19 protein-coding genes and 2 tRNA genes are annotated in these 19,786 nt (G+C 69.1%); 4 read left to right on the top strand and 17 right to left on the bottom strand.

Annotated features, from left to right (window positions below; translation table 11 throughout):
- Nucleotides 1–18 precede the first annotated feature (18 nt).
- Nucleotides 19–894 carry an anti-sigma factor domain-containing protein gene (locus tag ACFXOO_RS02720; protein ID WP_378851782.1) on the bottom strand — a complete coding sequence of 292 codons (876 nt, stop codon included), beginning with the start codon at nucleotides 892–894 and terminating at the stop codon, nucleotides 19–21.
- Nucleotides 891–1,481 (bottom strand): ECF RNA polymerase sigma factor SigK, encoded by a 591-nt coding sequence (gene sigK, locus ACFXOO_RS02715; protein ID WP_378837710.1) that lies wholly within the window; start codon nucleotides 1,479–1,481, stop codon nucleotides 891–893. The genes ACFXOO_RS02720 and sigK overlap by 4 nt, the downstream gene beginning before the upstream one ends.
- Before the next feature lie 250 nt (nucleotides 1,482–1,731).
- Here sigK and ACFXOO_RS02710 point away from each other — a divergent pair, with 250 nt between their 5' ends.
- The 3 genes from ACFXOO_RS02710 to ACFXOO_RS02700 all read left to right on the top strand — a co-directional run bounded on the left by ACFXOO_RS02710 (nucleotide 1,732) and on the right by ACFXOO_RS02700 (nucleotide 3,462).
- Nucleotides 1,732–2,400 (top strand): fasciclin domain-containing protein, encoded by a 669-nt coding sequence (locus tag ACFXOO_RS02710; RefSeq protein WP_378837703.1) that lies wholly within the window; start codon nucleotides 1,732–1,734, stop codon nucleotides 2,398–2,400.
- 117 nt (nucleotides 2,401–2,517) lie between these two features.
- Nucleotides 2,518–2,593, top strand: a tRNA-Lys gene (locus ACFXOO_RS02705).
- Between the two features lie 5 nt (nucleotides 2,594–2,598).
- Nucleotides 2,599–3,462 carry an endo alpha-1,4 polygalactosaminidase gene (locus ACFXOO_RS02700; RefSeq protein WP_378837701.1) on the top strand — a complete coding sequence of 288 codons (864 nt, stop codon included), beginning with the start codon at nucleotides 2,599–2,601 and terminating at the stop codon, nucleotides 3,460–3,462.
- 18 nt (nucleotides 3,463–3,480) lie between these two features.
- Here ACFXOO_RS02700 and ACFXOO_RS02695 read toward each other — a convergent pair whose 3' ends face one another.
- From ACFXOO_RS02695 to ACFXOO_RS02635, 13 genes are all read right to left on the bottom strand, one after another.
- Nucleotides 3,481–4,059 carry an isochorismatase family protein gene (locus tag ACFXOO_RS02695; RefSeq protein WP_378837699.1) on the bottom strand — a complete coding sequence of 193 codons (579 nt, stop codon included), beginning with the start codon at nucleotides 4,057–4,059 and terminating at the stop codon, nucleotides 3,481–3,483.
- Complete coding sequence (locus tag ACFXOO_RS02690; RefSeq protein WP_378837697.1) at nucleotides 4,056–6,359, bottom strand: MMPL family transporter; 2,304 nt, start codon at nucleotides 6,357–6,359, stop codon at nucleotides 4,056–4,058. The genes ACFXOO_RS02695 and ACFXOO_RS02690 overlap by 4 nt, the downstream gene beginning before the upstream one ends.
- 93 nt (nucleotides 6,360–6,452) lie before the next feature.
- A complete protein-coding gene (locus ACFXOO_RS02685; RefSeq protein WP_394562711.1) occupies nucleotides 6,453–6,893 on the bottom strand; it encodes a hypothetical protein in 441 nt (146 codons plus the stop codon).
- A 60-nt stretch (nucleotides 6,894–6,953) separates the two neighbouring features.
- A tRNA-Thr gene (locus ACFXOO_RS02680) sits at nucleotides 6,954–7,026 on the bottom strand.
- A gap of 92 nt (nucleotides 7,027–7,118) precedes the next feature.
- Entirely contained in the window at nucleotides 7,119–8,696 is a 1,578-nt protein-coding gene (locus ACFXOO_RS02675) for an alpha/beta hydrolase (RefSeq protein ID WP_378837693.1), read from the bottom strand.
- Nucleotides 8,693–9,880 (bottom strand): DNA polymerase III subunit delta', encoded by a 1,188-nt coding sequence (locus ACFXOO_RS02670; protein WP_378851788.1) that lies wholly within the window; start codon nucleotides 9,878–9,880, stop codon nucleotides 8,693–8,695. Before ACFXOO_RS02670 ends, ACFXOO_RS02675 begins: the two co-directional genes overlap by 4 nt.
- Nucleotides 9,881–9,942: 62 nt before the next feature.
- Nucleotides 9,943–10,560, bottom strand: a complete 618-nt coding sequence (tmk, locus tag ACFXOO_RS02665; protein ID WP_378837688.1) for a dTMP kinase — start codon at nucleotides 10,558–10,560, stop codon at nucleotides 9,943–9,945.
- Nucleotides 10,557–13,280, bottom strand: coding sequence for a type I DNA topoisomerase (topA, locus tag ACFXOO_RS02660; protein ID WP_378837685.1), 2,724 nt, complete (start codon nucleotides 13,278–13,280; stop codon nucleotides 10,557–10,559). Before topA ends, tmk begins: the two co-directional genes overlap by 4 nt.
- Before the next feature lie 103 nt (nucleotides 13,281–13,383).
- Complete coding sequence (locus ACFXOO_RS02655) at nucleotides 13,384–13,737, bottom strand: helicase (protein ID WP_394562710.1); 354 nt, start codon at nucleotides 13,735–13,737, stop codon at nucleotides 13,384–13,386.
- A complete protein-coding gene (locus tag ACFXOO_RS02650; protein WP_394562709.1) occupies nucleotides 13,737–14,030 on the bottom strand; it encodes a TadE family type IV pilus minor pilin in 294 nt (97 codons plus the stop codon). The genes ACFXOO_RS02655 and ACFXOO_RS02650 overlap by 1 nt, the downstream gene beginning before the upstream one ends.
- A 44-nt stretch (nucleotides 14,031–14,074) precedes the next feature.
- Nucleotides 14,075–14,320, bottom strand: coding sequence for a DUF4244 domain-containing protein (locus ACFXOO_RS02645; RefSeq protein ID WP_394562708.1), 246 nt, complete (start codon nucleotides 14,318–14,320; stop codon nucleotides 14,075–14,077).
- Between the two features lie 72 nt (nucleotides 14,321–14,392).
- A complete protein-coding gene (locus ACFXOO_RS02640) occupies nucleotides 14,393–15,292 on the bottom strand; it encodes a type II secretion system F family protein (protein WP_394562707.1) in 900 nt (299 codons plus the stop codon).
- Entirely contained in the window at nucleotides 15,289–16,467 is a 1,179-nt protein-coding gene (locus ACFXOO_RS02635; protein WP_394562706.1) for a TadA family conjugal transfer-associated ATPase, read from the bottom strand. The genes ACFXOO_RS02640 and ACFXOO_RS02635 overlap by 4 nt, the downstream gene beginning before the upstream one ends.
- Nucleotides 16,468–16,977: 510 nt before the next feature.
- Between ACFXOO_RS02635 and acs the strand changes: the two genes are divergently transcribed.
- On the top strand, nucleotides 16,978–18,948 hold the full coding sequence (gene acs / locus ACFXOO_RS02630) for an acetate--CoA ligase (protein ID WP_394562705.1): 1,971 nt from the start codon (nucleotides 16,978–16,980) through the stop codon (nucleotides 18,946–18,948).
- 80 nt (nucleotides 18,949–19,028) lie between these two features.
- Here the strand turns inward: acs and ACFXOO_RS02625 are convergent, their stop codons facing one another.
- Together ACFXOO_RS02625 and ACFXOO_RS02620 are read right to left on the bottom strand one after the other, a co-directional pair.
- Entirely contained in the window at nucleotides 19,029–19,496 is a 468-nt protein-coding gene (locus tag ACFXOO_RS02625) for a RidA family protein (RefSeq protein ID WP_394562704.1), read from the bottom strand.
- 1 nt (nucleotide 19,497) lies between these two features.
- On the bottom strand, nucleotides 19,498–19,713 hold the full coding sequence (locus ACFXOO_RS02620) for a hypothetical protein (protein ID WP_378837667.1): 216 nt from the start codon (nucleotides 19,711–19,713) through the stop codon (nucleotides 19,498–19,500).
- Nucleotides 19,714–19,786: the final 73 nt, after the last annotated feature.

Below are 19,786 nucleotides of genomic sequence, written 5' to 3'. Positions count from 1 at the left end.
ACCGCGCGGCACGCCGGACTAGGCCGTCGGGATCACCAGGATCGGATCGCCGCTGGGCTGGCCTGTCGGCGAACCCCCCTGCGGCTCCACGGTGACCGCGATCGCATCCCCGTCGCGCAGTTCGCCGTCGAGGAGGGCGGTCGCGCTGCCACCGGCGGCAGCATCGAACACGCCGGCCGGAACAGCCGCACCGTCGCGGACGAACCAGAGTTCGAACTGCTGATCCGAGGTGAGCGCAGGCAATCCGTCGGAGACGAGGACCGTCTTGCCGACGGACTCCGACCAGTGCACCGTGCCCTGAGCGCCGTCGTCGAGAGCGATGGAAGCCGTCTGGGCGTCGGGCGCATCTTCGATCTGGTTGAGCGCGACCACAGATGCCGGTGTGTTGAGCTGCTGCCCGATGAAGGCGGCGCCGAAGCCGAGGGCGATCAGGAGCACGAGCGAGGCGGCGAGCGCGAAGAGCCCTCGGGTCCAGCGCGCTCGAGAGACGGCCTGAATCGACTGCGTGTCGGTCGGTGGCTCCGTGGAGATCATGAGACCCGGCGAGGTGTCCGCCGGATCGTCCTGCGACGGACGGACATCATCCACGGGCGTCGCCGCCGCGACCGGAGCGTCGCGCCTCGCAGCGTGCGTCGAATCGCCGGCCGAGGCGTCCGCCGTCGAGAGCTGAGGCGTGGCGGCGATCAACGACAGCAGACGGCCACGCAAGGCGAGGGGCGGTGCGACGTCGTGCGTCATGTCGGCAAGGGCGACAATGGTCGCCGCATCCATTCGCACGATCGTCTCCCATTCGGGGTGTGCGTCGAGCGCGGCGAGGAACACCTGCTCGTCGTCCGGAGACAGAGCGTTCACGGCGTGGCCCGCCGCCAATTCGGCGAAATCCTGCTCGTTCACATCTGCACCCCCATTTCCGTACGCATCCGAGACAACCCGTCTCGCATTCTCGTTTTGATGGTCCCCAGTGGAGCACCCACGAGCGCGGCGATCTCGCTCTGAGAGTAACCGCCGTAGTAAGCCAGCGTCAGCGCTTCGCGCTGCGCCTCGGGGAGAGCCGAGAGCACCTTGGCCACGCGTCCCCCCTCGATCTTCAGTTCCACCTGCTCGGCGACGCTGTCATGGGCGACGTCGAGATCGCGAAAGCCCACTCGCACATCACGATCGCTGCTCGCTTGGGCCGATCGCACGCGATCGACTGCCCGACGATGGGCCATCGTGAGTATCCACGACCTTCCTTGGCCTCTATTCGGAGCGAACTTCGCGGCGGATTGCCACACCTCGAGAAACACCTCTTGCAGCACTTCTTCGCTCTGCGACCGGTCGACGAGCACACGCAGAATCAACCCGAACACGCGGGAGGAGAGCATGTCGTAGAGCCTCGCGAAAGCGGCCTGGTCTCCGCCGGCCACCCGCTGGAGCAGCTCCGCGACGTGGTCGACGGCAGCCTCGCCGTCTTCGCGTACGTCCACTCCGTCGATAACCACGTCCCCAGCATGCCCTAGTCCCCTGTGGGCGCGTGTATCCGACGCCGGGGGTTGACGGGTGGCCACGATCCGGTCTCGTACAGAAAGACGCTCGCGCGCGCGAGGAAACATCAATCCCCATTTCTTCCGATCCGATCCCATCCGATGCGTGAGGGGCTCCGAAGACCTGATGTACCCGCCGGAACAAGCGGGTGCCCCCGCACCTGGGGTACTCGCGGTCCAGTCGGACCACCTACACAGGAGGAACACCATGTCACGCAAGACTCGCCTCACCGCAGGAATCTCGCTCGCATTCGTCGCTGCGCTGTCGCTCAGCGCATGTTCGGGCGCCACGAGCGGCGGAACCACGACCGAAGAGTCGTCCGCAGCACCGATGCCTTCGGCATCCGCCTCGGCCTCGTCCGAGATGATGGACCCCACGGCCAACCTGGTCGGCTCCGGCTGCGCAGCGTACGCCGAGGCCGTTCCGGACGGCAGCGGCTCGGTTGCCGGCATGGCCGTCGACCCGGTGGCGACCGCCGCCTCGAACAACCCGATCCTCACCACGCTGACCGCTGCGGTCTCGGGTGGGCTCAACCCCGACGTCAACCTGGTCGACACGCTGAACGGTGGCGACTTCACGGTGTTCGCACCCGTGGACGACGCCTTCGCGAAGATCGACCCCGCGACGATCGAGGCACTGAAGACCGACTCGGCAACGCTGACGTCCATCCTCACGTACCACGTCGTCCCCGGCATGATCCAGCCTGACGAGATCGTCGGCACGCACGCCACCGTCCAGGGCGGCGACCTCACGGTCGAGGGCAGCGGCGACAACCTCACGGTCAACGGCACCTCTGCCGTGATCTGCGGTGGCGTCCAGACCGCGAACGCGGTCGTCTACCTCATCGACACGGTCCTGACGCCCCCGGCTTCCTGATCGTGACCCCGGCATCGCCGGGGTAACCGACGGCACCGCCGGCGACTCCTCGAGGAGTCGTCGGCGGTGCCGTCTTTCGTGCGAGCGGCGACCGGAAATGCCGTAGATTCGATATACGGGCCTGTAGCTCAGTTGGCAGAGCATCGGACTTTTAATCCGCGGGTCGAGGGTTCGAGCCCCTCCGGGCCCACCACCGCCATGATGATCAACGAACTTCGCCCCCTGCGCGCCGGCGTGTGCGCCGTGGTCCTCATCCTGGCGCTGTCCGGGTGCGGGGCGACGCCAGCCGACTCGTCGGATCCGCCGCCCCCCACGAGCAGCGCCTCCCCTCCTCCCCCCGTCGTCGTCGTCGCGCCTCCCACCACCGGGGCGTTCGACTACCAACTCGGCGGGGCCTACGATCCCGTGGACGACATCACCATCGTCGTCCGGGACAGCACGGAGATGCCGATGGAGGGCATCTACTCGATCTGCTACGTGAACGGCTTCCAGACGCAGCCCGGCGAGACGGCGGACAGTTCCCTCATCCTGCGGGATGCCGATGGAGCGCCGATCGTGGACCCGAACTGGCCGGATGAGGACCTCATCGACATCTCCAGCCCGGAACGGCGATCCGCGGCCGCAGCCCGTCTGCAGACGACGATCGATTCGTGCGCAGAAAAGGGCTTCGCCGCCGTCGAGTTCGACAATCTCGACTCGTGGACCCGCTCCGGAGGGCTGCTGACCGAGGACGATGCGATCGAGTTCGCGACGATGCTGGTGGGCGCCGCCCACGAGGCCGGACTCGCTGCGGGCCAGAAGAACGCCGCCGAGCTCTCCGCCATCGGAAAGAACCGCATCGGCTTCGACTTCGTGATCTCCGAGGAGTGCGACGTCTTCGCGGAGTGCGAGGACTACACCTCCGTGTACGGGGCCTACGTCCTGAATGTCGAGTACGCCGACGACCTGCGGGGCGACTTCGCATCCGTGTGCGCCCGTGCGTCGACGCCGCGCCTGACGACACTGCGTGATCGCGATCTCGTGCCGCCTTCCGAGAAGGCCCACGTCTACGCGCACTGCTGAGGGGTGGTGGCCCCCGGGTCAGACTCCGGAACGGGCGAGCTCGACCCCGGCATGGGCCAGTTCTGCCAGCGCGGCCTCGCTCGAATCGGGGTGCACGCCGGCGATGAGGTCGGTGAAGACGCGGACCCGATGACCGAGCGACACCGCATCCAGCGCCGAGGCGCGCACGCAATAGTCGGTGGCGAGACCCACGACGTCGATGTCGAGGATGCCGTGCTCCCGCAGCAGCTGCGCGGCGGTCGTTCCGTCGTCGGCGACGCCCTCGAACAGCGAATATGCGGGCTTTCCCTGACCCTTCTTGAGGTGGTGGGTGACCGCGCTCGTGTCGAACACCGCGTCGTAGTCCGCACCGGCCGTGCCGGCGACGCAGTGCACCGGCCAGGTGTCGACGAAGTCGGGGGTCGCGGAGAAGTGCCCGCCGTTGTCGTCCTCTCCGTGATGCCAGTCACGGGACGCGGCGATCGCCGCGTACTCCCCGGCATGCTGCGCGAGGTGACGCGAGATGCGTTCTGCGACGGCGTCCCCGCCGTCGACGCCGAGCGCCCCGTGCTCGGTGAAATCGTTCTGGACGTCGACGATGAACAGTGCGCGGCTCATGAATCGAGCGTACGTCGATAGTCGGCGCGCGTCATGGGCACGTCATCCCCCGTCGCTCCCTCCACAACGGGATCCGCCGCGACCGGAACACGGACAGCGGGTGCCGCGGCATCCGTCCCCTCGTTCCGGGAGAGCTTCGAGGGCCACCAGATCGCGCGACCGACGTCGTAGGCCGCCGCCGGGACAAGCAGCGAGCGCACGATGAAGGTGTCAAGCAGCACGCCGAACGCCACGATGAACGCCAGCTGCGCCAGGAAGAGGATGGGGATCACACCCAGTGCGGCGAACGTGGCCGCGAGGACCAGGCCGGCCGACGTGATCACGCCCCCCGTGGCGACCAGCCCGCGCAGGATGCCGCGACGCGTGCCATGGGCGAGCGACTCCTCGCGCACCCGGGACATCAGGAAGATGTTGTAGTCCACCCCCAGCGCGACGAGGAACACGAACCCGTAGAGGGGAACCGAGGGATCGGCCCCGGGGAAGTCGAGCACGTGGTCGAACACGAGGGCGCTCACTCCGAGTGCTGCGCCGAAGGACAGGATCACACTGACGATCAGCAGCACGGGGGCGAGGACCGCACGGAGCAGCAGCATCAGGATCAGGAGGATGACCACGAGCACCACGGGGATGATGACGGAGCGATCGCGGATCGCGGTGTCGTTCGAGTCGACGTCGGTCGCCGTCACGCCGCCCACCAATGCGGTGCCGTCGCCGAGCTGATCGGCCAGAGTGACCCTCAGGTCGCGGACCGTCTGCTCGGCGGCCGCCGAGTCCGCGGTGTCGGTGAGAGTACCCACCACGAGAACGTCTCCGTCCGAGACGGTCGGCGCGGGTTCCGGAGTTCCCGGAGGACCTGCGGCAGTGAACACCGGCGTGCCGTCTTGAACGGTGACGGTCGCCTGTCCGGTGGGCGAATCCTCGGAGGCCACGGCCACGGAATCGACGCCGGAGCTGCTGTCGAGCACGTCGACGACGCCGGCGAGCTCACCTTCGGCCACGACGACGTACACGGGGCTGCCCGAACCGCCGGGGAAGTGCTCCGCCAGCACCTGCTGCCCGTCCCGCGCCTCGGAGGCGCCGAGCACCAGATCGCTCGAGGGCACGCCGTCCGCCTTCAGCTGCGTCAGACCGACGGACGCGCCGAGGAGGACGATCGTGCAGAGGATCCAGATCGGCCGCGCATGCCGCGAGACGAACCGCGCCTGACGTGGCCACAGACCCTTGACCGGCTTCGAGAGATCGTCGGGGATCGTCGCGATGGGGTGCTTCGGAGCGAAGGGCCAGAAGGCCGCGCGGCCGAACAGTGCCAGAAGGGCGGGAAGGAAGGTGAGCGCCGACAGCACCGCGAAGACGATGCCGATCGAGGCGATCGGCCCGAGGGCCTTGTTGGTCGCGAGGTCGGAGAGGAGGAGGCAGAGCAGGCCGGCGATGACGGTGCCGCCGGAGGCGAGGATCGGCTCGAAGGCGCCCTTCCACGCACGCAGGGTGGCATCCCACCGCCGCTCGCCGTCCCCGATCGCTTCGCGGAATCGCGCGACGTACAGCAGTGCGTAGTCGGTCGCGGCGCCGATCACGAGGATGAAGAGGATCCCCTGCACCTGCCCGTTCAGGACGAAGACCTCGGCTTTCGCCAGCCACCACACCGTCAACAGCGCCACACAGAGGGCGAACACAGATGTCAGGAGCACGAGGACGGGCAGAAGCGGCGACCGGTAGACGATGATCAGGATGATGAACACGGCGCCCAATGCCGTCAAAAGCAGGATGCCGTCGATCCCCGTGAAGCCCTTGACCAGGTCTGCCGTGAACCCCGCGGGCCCCGTCACCCACGCCTGCAGGCCCGCGGGCACCTCGGCCTGCACGACCGCGCGCACGGCATCGACGTTCTCCTGCACCTCACCGCTCGCATCGAGGGGCACGAAGATCTGCACCGCTTCCCCGTCTTCGGAGACGATCGGCGGCGAAACGCCCTCCAGGACACCCTCCACGTCGGCCACGTCATCGGCCAGTGTCTGGATGTCGGCGATCTGCGCGTCGGTGAGAGCCTCCGTGCCCGTCACCACGACGACGGCGGGGATGCTGTCATCCCCGAGGAAGTCCGTGAGGCGTTCACTCACCTGTGTCGCGTCGGCGCTGCTCGGGAGGAAGGAGGACTGGTCGTTCGATGCGACCTCATCCACCTTGCCGAAGTACGGACCGCCGATCGATCCGCCGATGAGCCAGATCAGCACAAGGACCACCGGGATGCCGATGCGCAGCCATCGCGCGGGGGTCGTGCGGCCGTGACGAGGATGATCCATTTAGCTAGCTTATCTAGCAAGTAGTCATCGCGCCATCCGACTTTCTCGATCACCGCCCGTGAGGTGAGCTGCGCAGGCCTCCTCGACCCGACGTCACCCGCGGGCGAAGAGAACGATCCAGGAGACGACGAGTGAGACCATCCCCACGGCGAAGAGCCCGGACGCCAGCAGGACCGTCGCCCGCACCGCCGGCGAGCCCGGCGTCACCCGCATGCGGTTCGTCCACCCGCGCCTCGTGTAGATGTCGACCATCCCCCGGCTGCCGAGCAACGCATGCTGCTCGTGCGTGAGGGGCGCCTGGTTCACCCCACCGTCCTGATCGAACCAGCGCACCACCAGCCGGTGCTCCTGGATGTTCGGAGCGATGTCGGGGGTCGGCACGTCCTCTTCATCGAGGTCTTCGACCACCGCTTTCACCGAGATCCAGGTACCGTCGGCGAGGTGCAGGATGAGCGCGAGGACCGCCAGCACGATGCCGACGCCGAGCCCCACCCACGCGAAGATCTCGAGGATCGCGTCGAGCGTGTTCGACATCGCGCCTCCCGTCTCCGGATACGGCGAAGGGGCCGCGGTCCGCGACCCCTTCTGAAACCGAGCCGCCTGTCAGAATCGAACTGACGACCTTCTCATTACGAGTGAGATGCTCTGCCGACTGAGCTAAGGCGGCGCGCCCCGCTCACGCGTTGCACGATGACCAATCCTACAGGTTCGCGGGACACCCCGCGAACCGGTGGAACGGAGGGCGAAGCGTCCCCCGCCTCACTCGCAGCGCAGGCCGTCCTCGGGGACCGTGCCGTCGAGGAAGTACGTCTCGACCGCATCGTCCACGCACGCATTGCCCTTGTTGTAGCCGGTGTGCCCCTCGCCGACGCGCGTGACGAGGACGCCCGAAGACAGCTGATCGGCCAGCGAGACCGACCACTCGTAGGGCGTGGCGGGGTCGTTGGTGGTGCCGACGACCACGATCGGTGCCGCGCCGTCCGCGGCGATCGGTTCGCGCACTCCGGTCGGAGGGTAGGGCCACTGCGCACAGGCGTCGGGGCCCGACCAGTAGGGAGCGACCGTCGGCGCCTCCGCCGCGATCTTCGCGTCGGAGGCGTCCTTCTGCTCCTGCGTCGCGTCGTCGGGGTAGTCCATGCAGTTGTAGGCCCGGAACGCCTCGGTGGAGTTGTCGTCGTACTGCCCGTTGCTGCGCCCGTAGTAGAAGTCCGCCAGTTGGAACGCCACGTCCGAGTTGCCCTGCAGGACGTCCGAGAGCGCCGTGGTCAGGTAGGTCCAGCTGTCCTGGGAGTAGAGGGCAGCGATGATCGCCGTCATGAGCGAGTCGGCCCCGAGCTCGCGACCATCGGACGCGCTGATCGGCGTCCTGTCGACGCTCGCGAGCAGCGTGCCGAGGTCGGCCATCGCCTCGTCGACCGTGCCGCTGAACGGACAGTCGCTCCCCGACAAGCAGTCGGACATGTAGGCGCGGAGGGCCGACTCGAACCCGACCGCCTGCGTGGTGCTCACGTCGAGACCCGACACCGACGGGTCGATCGCGCCGTCGAGGACGAGCCGGCCGACGCGCTCCGGGAAGATCTTCGCGTATGTCGCGCCGAGGAATGTGCCGTAGGAGTAGCCGAGGTAGTTCAGCTTCTTGTCGCCGAGGACGCCGCGGAGCAGATCCATGTCGCGGGCGGCGTTGTCGGTCGTGATGTACGGCAGGATGCCGTCACTGTTCGCCTCGCACGCGTCGGCGAACGCCTGGTTGCGGCTGTCGAGCTCTGCGGTCCACGCCTCTGATCCCCGGGGATCCGCGGGGATGTCGAACAGGTAGGCGTCCATTTCGGTCGCGTCGAAGCAGCGCACCGCCGTGGACTCGCCGACCCCTCGAGGATCGAACCCGATGACGTCGTAGTTCTGCTGCAGCGCATCGCCCACGGCGAAGGAGAGGGAATCTCGGATGAGCGCGACGCCGCTGGCTCCGGGGCCGCCGGGGTTCGTGAGCAGCGAGCCCTCCGCCGTGCCGGTCGCGCGGTGCCGGATGACCGACAGTGCGACGTCTCCCGTGGCCGGATCGGACCAATCGAGGGGAGCCCGCACGTCGGTGCACTCGAAGCCCGACCCGCACGACGTCCACTCGAGTGTCTGCTCGTAGAACGGCAGCAGGTCGGCGTCAATGCCGTCGGTGTCGGGGGCTGCGCTCGCGGTGGACGCCGACGTCGGCGCACTCTCGGGGATGAGGGAATAGAGGCATCCCGACAGGGCCAGCGTCGCGGCGACGAGGCCTGCGATGACCGCCACCCCGCGACGTGTGCGGCCGAGACGGTGGGGGCGGTGCGACGATTCGTTGGTCACGGTGTCCTTCCGCTCGCGACGGTCACGAGCATGCTTTCGAGTGCGAGGGTGGGCGCGACGTTCTGTTCGAGATTGCGGCGCGTCTCGGAGATCTGATCGAGCACCGTCATGGTGCGCGCGGGCGCCCAGGCAGCCGCCAGGGACCGCAGCTCCGGCTCGAGCTCGTGGTTGATCAGCCCGTCGTCACGGCCGAACTGCAGCAGGACGACGTCGCGGAACAGCGACTGCAGGTCGGTGAGCACGCGATCGATGCCGTCGCGCAGGCTGCGCGTGGCGCGTCGCTTCTGATCGTCCTCGAGGGCCGAGACCTGGGAGCGGACGGCCGGAGGCACGGCGGCGCCCTCCGCGACGCCGACCGTGCGCAAAAGGCTCGAGCGCTCCGCTTCGTCACGCTCGGCGGTCAGTGCCTTCGCATCCTCGGTGGCCGCCTGCACGACCCGCCCTGCGACGTCGACCGCGTCGCCGACGCTGCGGACGCTCAGGACTCCGCGGAGTGTGTCGTCGCGGCGCGCGCGGGCCGCGGCATCCGTCGCCAGCCTCTGAGCCATACCAATGTGCCGTTGCGCGTGCCGCGCCGACTGCTCGGCGACGGCGGCATCGACGCCGGTGCGCTGCATGATGAGACCCGCCACGTCGGAGACGCTGGGCTCGCGCAGCCGGAGGGCGCGCACGCGCGAGCGGATCGTCGGGAGCAGATCGGCGTCGCTGGGAGCGCAGAGCACCCAGACGGTGCGCTCGGGCGGCTCTTCGAGAGCCTTCAGGAGCACGTTGGACGTGCGTTCGGTCATGCGATCCGCGTCTTCGACCACGATCACGCGATAGCGCCCGATCGCCGGCGAGAAATAAGACCGCTCGACCAGAGCACGCGCGTCCTTGATGGTGATGATGACACCCTCGGTGCGCAGCGATGTGAGGTCGGGATGAGTGCCTGCGAGAACCTGCCGCATGGCCGGCTCGTCGCCGGGGTCGGCGATCAGCGCTGCGGCGAAGGCATACGCCAGGGTGGATCGGCCGGAGCCGGGCGGGCCGGTGATGAGCCATGCGTGCGTCATGCCCGCGGCGTCGGATGCTGCGCCCCGAAGTGCGGCGACGGCATCGTCCTGCCCCCAGACGTCGGCCCACGGGAACGGCTCACCGGCGCGGGAAGACGCATCCACCGCCCCCACCGTCGCGACCGCGTCCATGCCGTCCAGCCTAACCGCGGCCACCGACGCGACCGGCCATGTCCCTGTGCCCGCGGTGGCGGTCAGAGCAGGCTCGACACCCTCGCGCGGACGGAGGTCGCGAGCACGTCGACCGGGAGTGCGGCATCGAGGACGAGGAAGCGTGCGGGCTCGGCGTCCGCCAAGGCGAGGAACTCCGCACGCACCCGCTCGTGGAAGGCGCTCTGCTCGGATTCGAGGCGGTCGAAAGGCTTGTCGTCGGCGTCGAGCCGCTGCCGGGCGCGAGCAGGATCGAGGTCGAGCAGGACCGTGACGGCCGGCAGCAGACCGCCCGTCGCCCAGAGCGACAGGTCGCGCACCTCGTCACGGCCCAGCACCCGGCCGGCACCCTGGTACGCGACCGACGAGTCCAGGTAGCGGTCCTGGATGACGACCTCGCCGCGCTCGAGAGCGGGTCTGACGAGAGTGTCGATGTGCTGAGCTCGGTCGGCCGCGTACAACAGCGCCTCGGCGCGCGGCGCGACCTCCCCGCGGTGGTGGAGGACGATCTCGCGGAGAAGGAGCCCCACCTCGGTTCCGCCCGGTTCGCGTGTTCGCAGCACCGTGCGCCCGGCATCCGTCAGCCACTCCTCCAGAAGCGATGCCTGCGTCGTCTTGCCGACCCCGTCGCCACCCTCGAACGTGACGAACAGTCCGCTCACGAGGTCTTCTTCGCCGGGGCCTTGCGGGTCGTCGTGCGCTTCGCGGGAGCCTTCTTCGGTGCCGGACCCTTCGCGCGCTTGTCCGCGAGCATCTGAACGGCGATCTCGTACGTGATGTCGGCCACCGTCTGCCCGCGGGGGATGGTGACGTTCGTCACACCGTCGGTGACGTACGCGCCGAAGCGCCCGTCTTTCACGCGGATGGGCTTCTCGCTGACCGGGTCGTTGTCGAACTCGGCGAGAGCGCTCGAGGCCTTGCGTGCGCCGTACTTGGGGAGCGCGTAGATCGCCAGCGCCTGCTCGAGCGTGATGTCGAAGATCTGCGCCTCCGTGTCGAGCGAGCGCGAATCGGTTCCCCTCTTCAGGTAGGGCCCATACCGGCCGTTCTGGGCGGTGATCGGCTCGTGCGACTCGGGATCCTCGCCGACCACCCTCGGCAGCTCGAGAAGCCGCAGCGCCGTCTCGAGGTCGATCGTGTCGACCGACATGGACGAGAACAGCGACGCCGTGCGGGGCTTGGGCGCGACCTCTTTCTTGGCTCCGCGCTTCTTGGGCGGCTCGATCACCTCGCCGGTCGTCTCGTCGACGCCGCCGGGCTCTTCCGGCAGCTGCTCCTCGATGTACGGGCCGAAGCGTCCGTCCTTGACGACGATGATGCGTCCGGTCTCGGGGTGCTCGCCGAGCACCCGGTTGCCGGCGACGGGAGCGTCGATCAGCTCCTGGGCCTTCTCGGATGTGAGCTCGTCGGGTGCGAGGTCCTCGGGGATGTTGACGCGACGCGGCTCCGCTTCGGGCGCCTCGGGGTCGATCACGTCGAGGTACGGGCCGTACTTGCCGAACCGAAGCGTCGTGGTGTCGCTGATGCGTGTGGCGTTCAGTTCCCGCGCGTCGATCTCGCCCAGATTGTCGACGATGTTGCGGAGCCCGACCTGTTCGTCGGACCCGTAGTAGAAGGAGCGCAACCAGTCACCGCGCTGCTGCTCCCCACGGGCGATCGCGTCGAGGTCCTTCTCGACATCGGCTGTGAAGTCGTAGTCGACGAGATCGGCGAAGTGCTCTTCGAGCAGGCGCACCACGCTGAAGGCGAGCCAGCTCGGCACGAGAGCCTGGCCGCGCTTGGTGACGTAGCCGCGATCGAGGATCACATCGATGATGCTGGCGAAGGTCGACGGACGCCCGATGCCCTTCTCCTCGAGCGCCTTCACGAGGCTCGCTTCGGTATAGCGCGGCTTCGGGTTGGTCGCGTGCCCCTTCGCTGCGATGTCGCGGACATCGAGGCTGTCGCCCACAGCGAGCACCGGCAGGGACTGGTCGTCCGCCTTGTCGGCGTCGGCGCGCTTCTCGTCCTGGCCCTCTTCGTAGGCTTCGAGGAAGCCCTTGAAGGTGTAGACCGTGCCGGAGGCGGTGAACTCGGCCGTCTGGCCACCCGCGGCGACCGCGAGCGTCACCGTCGTGGTCTCGTACTTCGCGTCGGACATCTGGCTGGCGACCGTGCGCTTCCAGATCAGGTCGTACATCCGCTGTTCGTCGCGATCGAGCTGGGACGACACCGAGGCCGGGGTACGGAAGGTCTCGCCCGACGGGCGGATGGCCTCGTGCGCCTCCTGCGCGTTCTTGCTGTTGTTCCGGTACACGCGGGGATTCAGGGGCACCGCCTTCGACCCGTAGAGGGCGACGGCCTGCTCACGCGCGGCCGTCACGGCCTGCGTGCTCAGCGCGGTCGAGTCGGTGCGCATATAGGTGATGAAGCCCTTCTCGTAGAGTCGCTGGGCAACGCTCATCGCGTGCTTCGCGCTCATCGAGAGCTTGCGTCCGGCTTCCTGCTGGAGGGTCGACGTGGTGAACGGCGCCCGGGGGCTGCGCGTGCCGGGCTTGGCTTCGATGCTGGTGACGGATGCCTCGCCCGCCGCCTCGATCGCCGTCGCGAGCTCGGCGGCCTGCGCCTCCGTGAGCACCAGGACGGCCTTCTTCAGCTGACCACGGTCGTCGAAGTCGGAACCGCGGGCCAGCGGGGAACCATCGACCCGCGCCAGACGGGCGAGGAAGGATTCTGCCCCCTTGGCTGCACGCGCCTCGACATCCCAGTAGGACGCCGAGACGAAGGCCATGCGTTCGCGCTCGCGCTCGACGACCATGCGGGTGGCGGCGGACTGCACCCGGCCGGCGCTGAGCGCCGCGCCCTCGCGGCCGCTGCCGACCTTGCGCCACAGCACCGGGGAGACGTCCCAGCCGTACAGACGATCGAGAACACGTCGAGTCTCCTGCGCGTCGACGAGCGCGAGGTCGAGGTCACGGGTGTTCTCTGCGGCGGCGCGGATCGCGTCCTTCGTGATCTCGTGGAAGACCATGCGCTTCACCGGCACCTTGGGCTTGAGCACCTCGAGCAGGTGCCAGGCGATCGCCTCACCCTCGCGGTCCTCATCAGTGGCGAGCAGGACCTCTTCGGCCGTCTTGACCGCGCGCTTCAGTTCGGCGACGGTCTTGGTCTTGCGATCGTTGACGACGTAATAGGGGTCGAAGTCGTTGTCGACGTCGATCGAGTACTTGCCGTAGGACTCCTTCTTATCCGCGGGGATGTCCTTCTTGCTGGCGAGATCGCGGATATGTCCGACCGAACTCAGCACCTCATAGTCATCGCCGAGGTATCCCTGAATCGACTTCATCTTCGTCGGGGACTCTACGATGACGAGCTTCTTGCCGTGCGGCGCTCCTTGTGGCACTGATGGTCCTTTCGTCGTTGCACACCATACACACCGCAGGCTGTGAGAGGCGCTGTGAGCTGCGGCGCCGGGGGCACGATGTCACGGCGTCGAGACAACCCCGTCAGCGCGCTTCCGCGGGCGCCCCCGTCGGTGCGGTGACCGGCGGTGGTCCGGCGCGAGCGGATGCCGCGGCCGGCAGCCGGGCGAACGAGCCCGCCACGCTCACCGTGGCGATGAGACCGTCCACCTCGCAGCGCTCGAGAGCCGCACCGGAAGCGGCGGCGACCTCCGCCGCGCGGTCGCAGGGCGCACCCGCGACCGCGCCGGATGAGGCGTCCGCCGCGGCCAGGGCCGCGGCATCCGCGGCCCCGGCGAGCTTCTGGCCGTAGACGGCGCCGGCGCCCGAGATCACGAGCCCGCCCGCAAGAGTTGCCGCACACGCCAGGACGCCGACCGCGAGCAGGGCGCCTGCCATCAGCGCCCCCCGGCGAGGGCGCAGCTGGTCGCGTGCAGCGCGCCGAGCGGCGGGATGTCTCCGCTGGCGGTGACGCAGACGAGGTCGTCACGGCGGTCGATCGCCATCGAGCCGCCCACCGCCGCCACCGCCCCGGACACGCGGCCGTCGGACTCGCCGCGTGCGGCCAGGCGGGCGGCGTCGGCCGCGGCATCCTGCAGACGCACCTGCAGCGCACAGGCGTTGAGGGCCGCCGCGCTCAGGAGGAGCACGGCGACGACGGCGGGGAGCGCCACGGCGAACTCGGCGACCACAGCGCCTCTCTCGTCTGAGGACCGCCGTGCTCGCCCCCGGCGCATCATGCGACGGTCAGAGCACGTCGCACCAGGTCGGTGAGGATGCCGCGCACCTCGTCGCTGCGCATGATGACGACGAGCAGCCCGGCGAATGCGACGGCTGCCATCGTGGCGATCGCGTACTCCGCGGTGGCGGCACCGGTCTCATCGGTGAAGAGGGTCGCGGCGCGTCGACGGCTCAGACGAGGAAACGCTCCACCGGGGTCGACGGGGTGGGCACGGCGGAAAGGACGGCGGGGATCGGACATGTGATTCTCCTTCGGGGTCGAGCGATGTGTGGGGCGGGCACGGTTCGGGGCCGCGAACGGGCGCGGCGGAGGTCAGATCCGGATCGAGGTGGATGAGAGGACGCTCAAGAGCATCGGAGCGACGCCGAGCAGGAGGAATGCCGGCAGCGTGCAGACTCCCAGGGGGAGCAGCAACTGGGAGGACAGTGCCGCAGCCTTCATGCGGCCGTCGGTGCGCGCGCGGTGGCGGGCCAGCGACGCCGAGGCCCGCAGCAGCTCGACCGCGGGCACACCGGCGTCGCGGGAGAGCGCGAGAGTGTCGTCGGTCGACTCGTCGGCGGCCGTCGGATGTGCGCGTGACACGATCGACCGTGCTCGATCGATCGAGACGCCACCGCTCAGTCCGATGGCCAGGAGCTCGGCGTGCAGCCCCGGGATTCCGGGTGTCGGACGCGCTCGGCGGACCAATCGTGACGACCAGCGCCGGGCGGCCACGATGAGGGCGATGCCCGCGACCAGGCACGCCATGCCTGCGGGACTTCCCACGAGCATCCCGAGCGTGTCGAAGCCGAGCGCGATGCCCAGCCCGACGGCGACGAGCGGCAACAGGCCCATCAGCCGCGCGGTACCGGCGGGTTCGGCCAGCGCGACCCGGACGTCGTCGGTCGTCTCCTGCGCGTCACGGAGGGCCACGGCGACGCCGCGGAGCGAGGCTGCCAGCGGGGCGCCCACGGTCGTGGCCACGTCCCACGCGGCGGCCACCTCGGTCCACGCTCCGCCCAATCCCGACACGGCGGCGGCGACCGTGGCTCCAGAGTCCACGGCGGCGTGGACACGAACGGCCGCCGGATCGCCGGAGGCAGCGAGGTGCATCCACGCGCGTGCGGGCGAGACCCCGGCCTGGAGGAGCACAGCCAGGCGCAGCACGGTCTCGGCGGTAGCCGCGGCATCCGGACCTCTCTGCTCTCGTACGCGTCCTGCGCGACCGATCATCCGCGCGACACCGTCCCTGACGTGCGATGCCGCGCACGTCGTCCCGGAGCGTCGATGACGGCCTCGCGGACGACGCGCAACCGCCCCCGCTCGTCGACGCCGGGACGCCCGATGCCCTGCAGCAGACGCCGCCCATCGGCGCCGCGGCCGATGTGCAGCACCCAGTGGATCGCGCTGACCACCTGCCGCGCCAGTGCACGATCGTCGAGCGAGGCGAGCGCGCCGAGTGATTCCAGTCGCGCGGCGACATCGTCGAGCCCGTTCGCGTGCACGGTGCCCGCTCCCCCGTCGTGCCCGGTGTTGAGCGCGGAAAGGAGTTCGCGGACTTCATCGCCGCGGCATTCGCCCACGACGATGCGGTCGGGCCGCATCCGCAGCGCCTCGCGCACGAGACGCGCGAGGCCGATGGCCCCCGCGCCCTCCAGGTTCGGCTGGCGGGACTCCAATCGCACGTGATGCGGGTGATCGATCGCCAGCTCGGCGACGTCCTCGATCGTGACGATCCGCTCATTGGCCGGCACCTTCGCCAGGAGCGCGGCGAGCAGTGTGGTCTTGCCCGCCCCGGCCGCACCCGTGATGAGGATGTTCTCCCGACGCGCGACCACCGCCTCGAGCCACAGGCGCGTCGCCGCGTCGAACATCCCGAGCGACTCCAGTTCGTCGAGATCGGCCCGACCGGGCCTCGAGATGCGGATCGAGATGGCGGTGCCCTCTGACGCGACGGGGGGAAGCACCGCGTGCACCCGCAGCCCGCCCTCCAGGCGGACATCGACGCACGGGGAGGCGTCATCGATGTGCCGGCCGCCCAGTCCGATCAGGGCGACGGCGAGATCGCGCACTTCGGGAGCGGTCGCCCGCCAGGCGGTCACGGGCGCCGGGCCCTCCCCGCGATCGACGAACAATCCGGCACTGCCGTTGATGAAGAGGTCGGTGACGTCATCATCATCGAGGAACTCCGCGATGGGCGCGAGCATCGGATGCTTCGGAATCGCCGTCGTCCGCGTCCTCCGATGCCGCGCCTCCTGCCGATCGGCTGTCTCGGACTTCTCGCGGTCGTGATCCGGCTCCTGGCTGCCGACGACCGCCGGGGCCCGCCCGCCGCGCGAAAGCACAGGTTCCGTCGTCGGCGCGGGCGGCGCGGAGTCGCGCGGCTGGACGACGAACGGTTCGGTCATTCCTCGACGCTAGGAGCGCGCCGCGTCCCTGATGGTGGCCGAGCGCCTGTTCGTGGACAACGCGGTTCACTCGAACGCTGGGGAGGAGGAGCCTTCGCGAGTGTGCGTCGGCGGCGGCGTTCGCCCGAGCCGGTGGGGGCGCCCGGCGCGGCCGCCGCGGGCACGACGGCGAAAAGAAGGGCGGCATCCCATGGGGGGAATGGGATGCCGCCACGAGCAGCACCGACGCAGGGGGGTGATCGTGTGCTGCTTTGCCAGAATCGAATGTTCGGCCGGAGGAGATACTACGCATTTTCCTGCGCTGATTCCAACGCACGCGCCCCGGGTCGCCGATATATCGCTCACGCCGCGAATCCGGCGCCCGTCCGCCGCCCCCCGGAGGGCACGAGGCATCCCAACTATCGGCGGTAGTGACCGTCGGATCGCGACGGGTAGATTGACCGTGCTCGGGGCCGCTCGGCGATCGACGAGCACGACGACACCATCTTCTCCGCCGCAAAGGAGCGCCGTATGAGCAGTCAGATCGACCACCTCTTCTCCGAAACCCGCCGGTTCCCGCCGACCGAGGCGTTCACGGCCGATGCCGTGGGCACGGCCGAGCTGTACGAACGTGCGGCGGAGGACCGCGAGGGATTCTGGGCCGACCAGTCACGCGCATTGCTCACCTGGCACACGCCCTTCACCCGGGTGCTGGACTGGTCCAATCCTCCGTTCGCCGAATGGTTCGCCGACGGCGAGCTGAACGTCGCGTACAACTGCCTCGACCGCCACGTCGAGGCAGGCACCGGCGAGCGGACGGCGTTGCTCTGGGAGGGCGAGAACGGCGACGCGCGCGCCGTGTCCTACCGCGAACTCACCACCGAGGTGAAGCGCGTCGCGAATGTGCTCACCGACCTGGGGATCGGGCAGGGCGACCGCGTCGCGATCTACCTCCCCATGATCCCCGAGGCCTTGGCGGCGATGCTCGCCGTCGCCCGCGTCGGCGCGATCCACTCCGTCGTGTTCGGCGGCTTCTCGGCGGACAGCCTGCGGTCACGCATCGACGATGCGGGCGCGCGCCTGGTCATCACCGCGGACGGCGGGTATCGCAAAGGCAAGGTGTCCGCGCTCAAGCCCGCCGTCGATCAGGCGCTGGCGGACCGCAACGGCTCGGGGGTGCAGGAGACCGTCGAGCACGTGCTGGTCGTGCGTCGCGGGGGCAACGACGTGGCATGGCAGGACGGACGCGACGTCTGGTGGCACGACGTCGTACCCGCAGCATCCGACGTCCACGAGGCGAAGCCGTTCCCCGCCGAGAACCCGCTGTTCATCCTCTACACGTCCGGCACGACCGGAAAGCCGAAGGGCATCCTCCACACGTCGGGTGGCTACCTCACGCAGGCCGCATATACGCACCGGAACGTGTTCGACCTCAAGCCCGAGACCGACGTCTTCTGGTGCACGGCGGACATCGGCTGGATCACCGGCCACTCCTATGTCACGTACGGGCCGCTCGCCAACGGAGCGACCCAGGTGCTGTACGAGGGAACCCCCGACACCCCCCACCCCGGTCGGTGGTGGGAAATCATCGAGAAGTACAAGGTGTCGATCTTCTACACCGCGCCCACCGCGATCCGTTCCTTCATGAAGATCGGCCGCGCGGTCCCCGAGAAGTTCGACCTCTCCTCCCTGCGGCTGCTCGGGTCGGTGGGCGAGCCCATCAACCCCGAAGCGTGGATGTGGTACCGCACGGTCATCGGCGCCGACAAGACCCCCATCGTCGACACCTGGTGGCAGACCGAGACGGGGGCGATCATGATCTCCGCGCTCCCGGGGGTGACCGAGACCAAGCCGGGCAGCGCCCAGGTCGCCATCCCCGGCATCTCGATCGATGTGGTGGGCGACGACGGCGCGGCGGTGGGCGACGGCAACGGAGGACTCCTGGTCGTGACCGAGCCGTGGCCGAGCATGCTGCGCGGCATCTGGGGCGACCCCGAGCGCTTCGTCGAGACGTACTGGGAGAAGTTCGCCGAGCAGGGCTACTATTTCGCCGGCGACGGCGCGCGGCTCGACGAAGACGGCGACATCTGGCTGCTGGGACGCGTCGACGACGTGATGAACATCTCCGGACATCGTCTCTCGACCGCGGAGATCGAGTCGGCTCTCGTGGCACACGAATCAACGGCCGAAGCGGCCGTGGTGGGGGCCTCCGACGAGACGACAGGCCAGGCCGTGGCCGCGTTCGTGATCATCAAGCAGAGCTACCTCGCCGCCCACTCCCCCGACGGCCTCGCCGCGGCGCTCCGGGCCTGGGTCGCCGAGCAGATCGGGCCCATCGCACGGCCGCGCGACGTCTACATCGTAGAGGAGCTGCCCAAGACGCGCTCCGGGAAGATCATGCGACGTCTGCTGCGCGATGTGGCGGAGGGCCGGGAAGTCGGCGACACCACCACGCTCGCCGACACCGCCGTCATGAGCGTAATCTCGGCGCAGGTGCGGTAGTCGCGAGGAAGGACGGATGCCCCGGACCACGTTGTCCGGGGCATCCGCTGCTCGTCGGCGGCGTATTCGCCCGCCACAGGTCACACGAAGGTGAAGACGACCTCGACCTCGACGGGCGAGTCCAACGGCAGGACCGGAACGCCGACCGCTGACCGCGCGTGGCGACCCTCGTCGCCGAAGATCTCGCTCAGAACCTCGCTCGCTCCGTTGATCACTCCGGGCTGCCCGGTGAACTCGGGGACGGATGCCACGAACCCCGTGATCTTCAGCACCCCGGTGAGGCGATCGACGCCGCCGACGACGGCGGCCGCCGCAGCGAGCGCGTTGAGTGCGCTCTGCCGCGCGTACATCTTCGCGTCCGCGGCGGACACGAGGCCGTCCGCCTCGCCGACCTTGCCGGTCGCCGGTAGGGATCCCTGCACCATGGGCAACTGGCCCGACGTGAACACGAGGTCTCCGTGTGCCTTCGCGGGAATATAGGCCGCCACCGGCGGGACGACGTCGGGAAGCGTGATCCCGAGCCCGGCCAGCGTGTCCGACACCGTCATCTCACTGCCCCTCGAACTGTCGCGCGGCCTGAGCCGCAGCATCCAGCCCCGCATTGTCGGTGCCCCCACCGGAAGGACGCTTCAGGTACGCGACCAGACCCCCCTCGGGCCCGGTGACGACCTGCACGAGCTCCCAGCCCTGCTTGCCCCAGTTGTTGAGGATCGCGGCCGTGTTGTGGATCAGCAGGGGCGTGGTGAGATACTCCCACGTCGTCATCGAGACTCCTCGGGGGTCGGTGTACAAGCGGGGCGAAAGCCGGGAAGACGCGGGAAACGCAGAGCCTGTCAAG

It is taken from the genome of Microbacterium sp. P03, assembly GCF_043556235.1.
Classification (GTDB): Bacteria; Actinomycetota; Actinomycetes; order Actinomycetales; family Microbacteriaceae; genus Microbacterium.
This window is presented reverse-complemented; position numbering and strand designations above follow the sequence as displayed.

What these genes read in the sequence shown, in the direction of transcription:
- ACFXOO_RS02640 (WP_394562707.1), bottom strand. Translation starts at nt 15,292, where the DNA reads ATGATCGGTCGCGCAGGACGCGTACGAGAGCAGAGAGGTCCGGATGCC.
- ACFXOO_RS02695 (WP_378837699.1), bottom strand. Translation starts at nt 4,059, where the DNA reads ATGAGCCGCGCACTGTTCATCGTCGACGTCCAGAACGATTTCACCGAG.
- ACFXOO_RS02655 (WP_394562710.1), bottom strand. Translation starts at nt 13,737, where the DNA reads ATGGCAGGCGCCCTGCTCGCGGTCGGCGTCCTGGCGTGTGCGGCAACT.
- acs (WP_394562705.1), top strand. Translation starts at nt 16,978, where the DNA reads ATGAGCAGTCAGATCGACCACCTCTTCTCCGAAACCCGCCGGTTCCCG.
- ACFXOO_RS02620 (WP_378837667.1), bottom strand. Translation starts at nt 19,713, where the DNA reads ATGACGACGTGGGAGTATCTCACCACGCCCCTGCTGATCCACAACACG.
- ACFXOO_RS02645 (WP_394562708.1), bottom strand. Translation starts at nt 14,320, where the DNA reads ATGTCCGATCCCCGCCGTCCTTTCCGCCGTGCCCACCCCGTCGACCCC.
- ACFXOO_RS02670 (WP_378851788.1), bottom strand. Translation starts at nt 9,880, where the DNA reads ATGGACGCGGTCGCGACGGTGGGGGCGGTGGATGCGTCTTCCCGCGCC.
- ACFXOO_RS02685 (WP_394562711.1), bottom strand. Translation starts at nt 6,893, where the DNA reads ATGTCGAACACGCTCGACGCGATCCTCGAGATCTTCGCGTGGGTGGGG.
- ACFXOO_RS02710 (WP_378837703.1), top strand. Translation starts at nt 1,732, where the DNA reads ATGTCACGCAAGACTCGCCTCACCGCAGGAATCTCGCTCGCATTCGTC.
- ACFXOO_RS02700 (WP_378837701.1), top strand. Translation starts at nt 2,599, where the DNA reads ATGATGATCAACGAACTTCGCCCCCTGCGCGCCGGCGTGTGCGCCGTG.
- ACFXOO_RS02690 (WP_378837697.1), bottom strand. Translation starts at nt 6,359, where the DNA reads ATGGATCATCCTCGTCACGGCCGCACGACCCCCGCGCGATGGCTGCGC.
- ACFXOO_RS02625 (WP_394562704.1), bottom strand. Translation starts at nt 19,496, where the DNA reads ATGACGGTGTCGGACACGCTGGCCGGGCTCGGGATCACGCTTCCCGAC.
- ACFXOO_RS02635 (WP_394562706.1), bottom strand. Translation starts at nt 16,467, where the DNA reads ATGACCGAACCGTTCGTCGTCCAGCCGCGCGACTCCGCGCCGCCCGCG.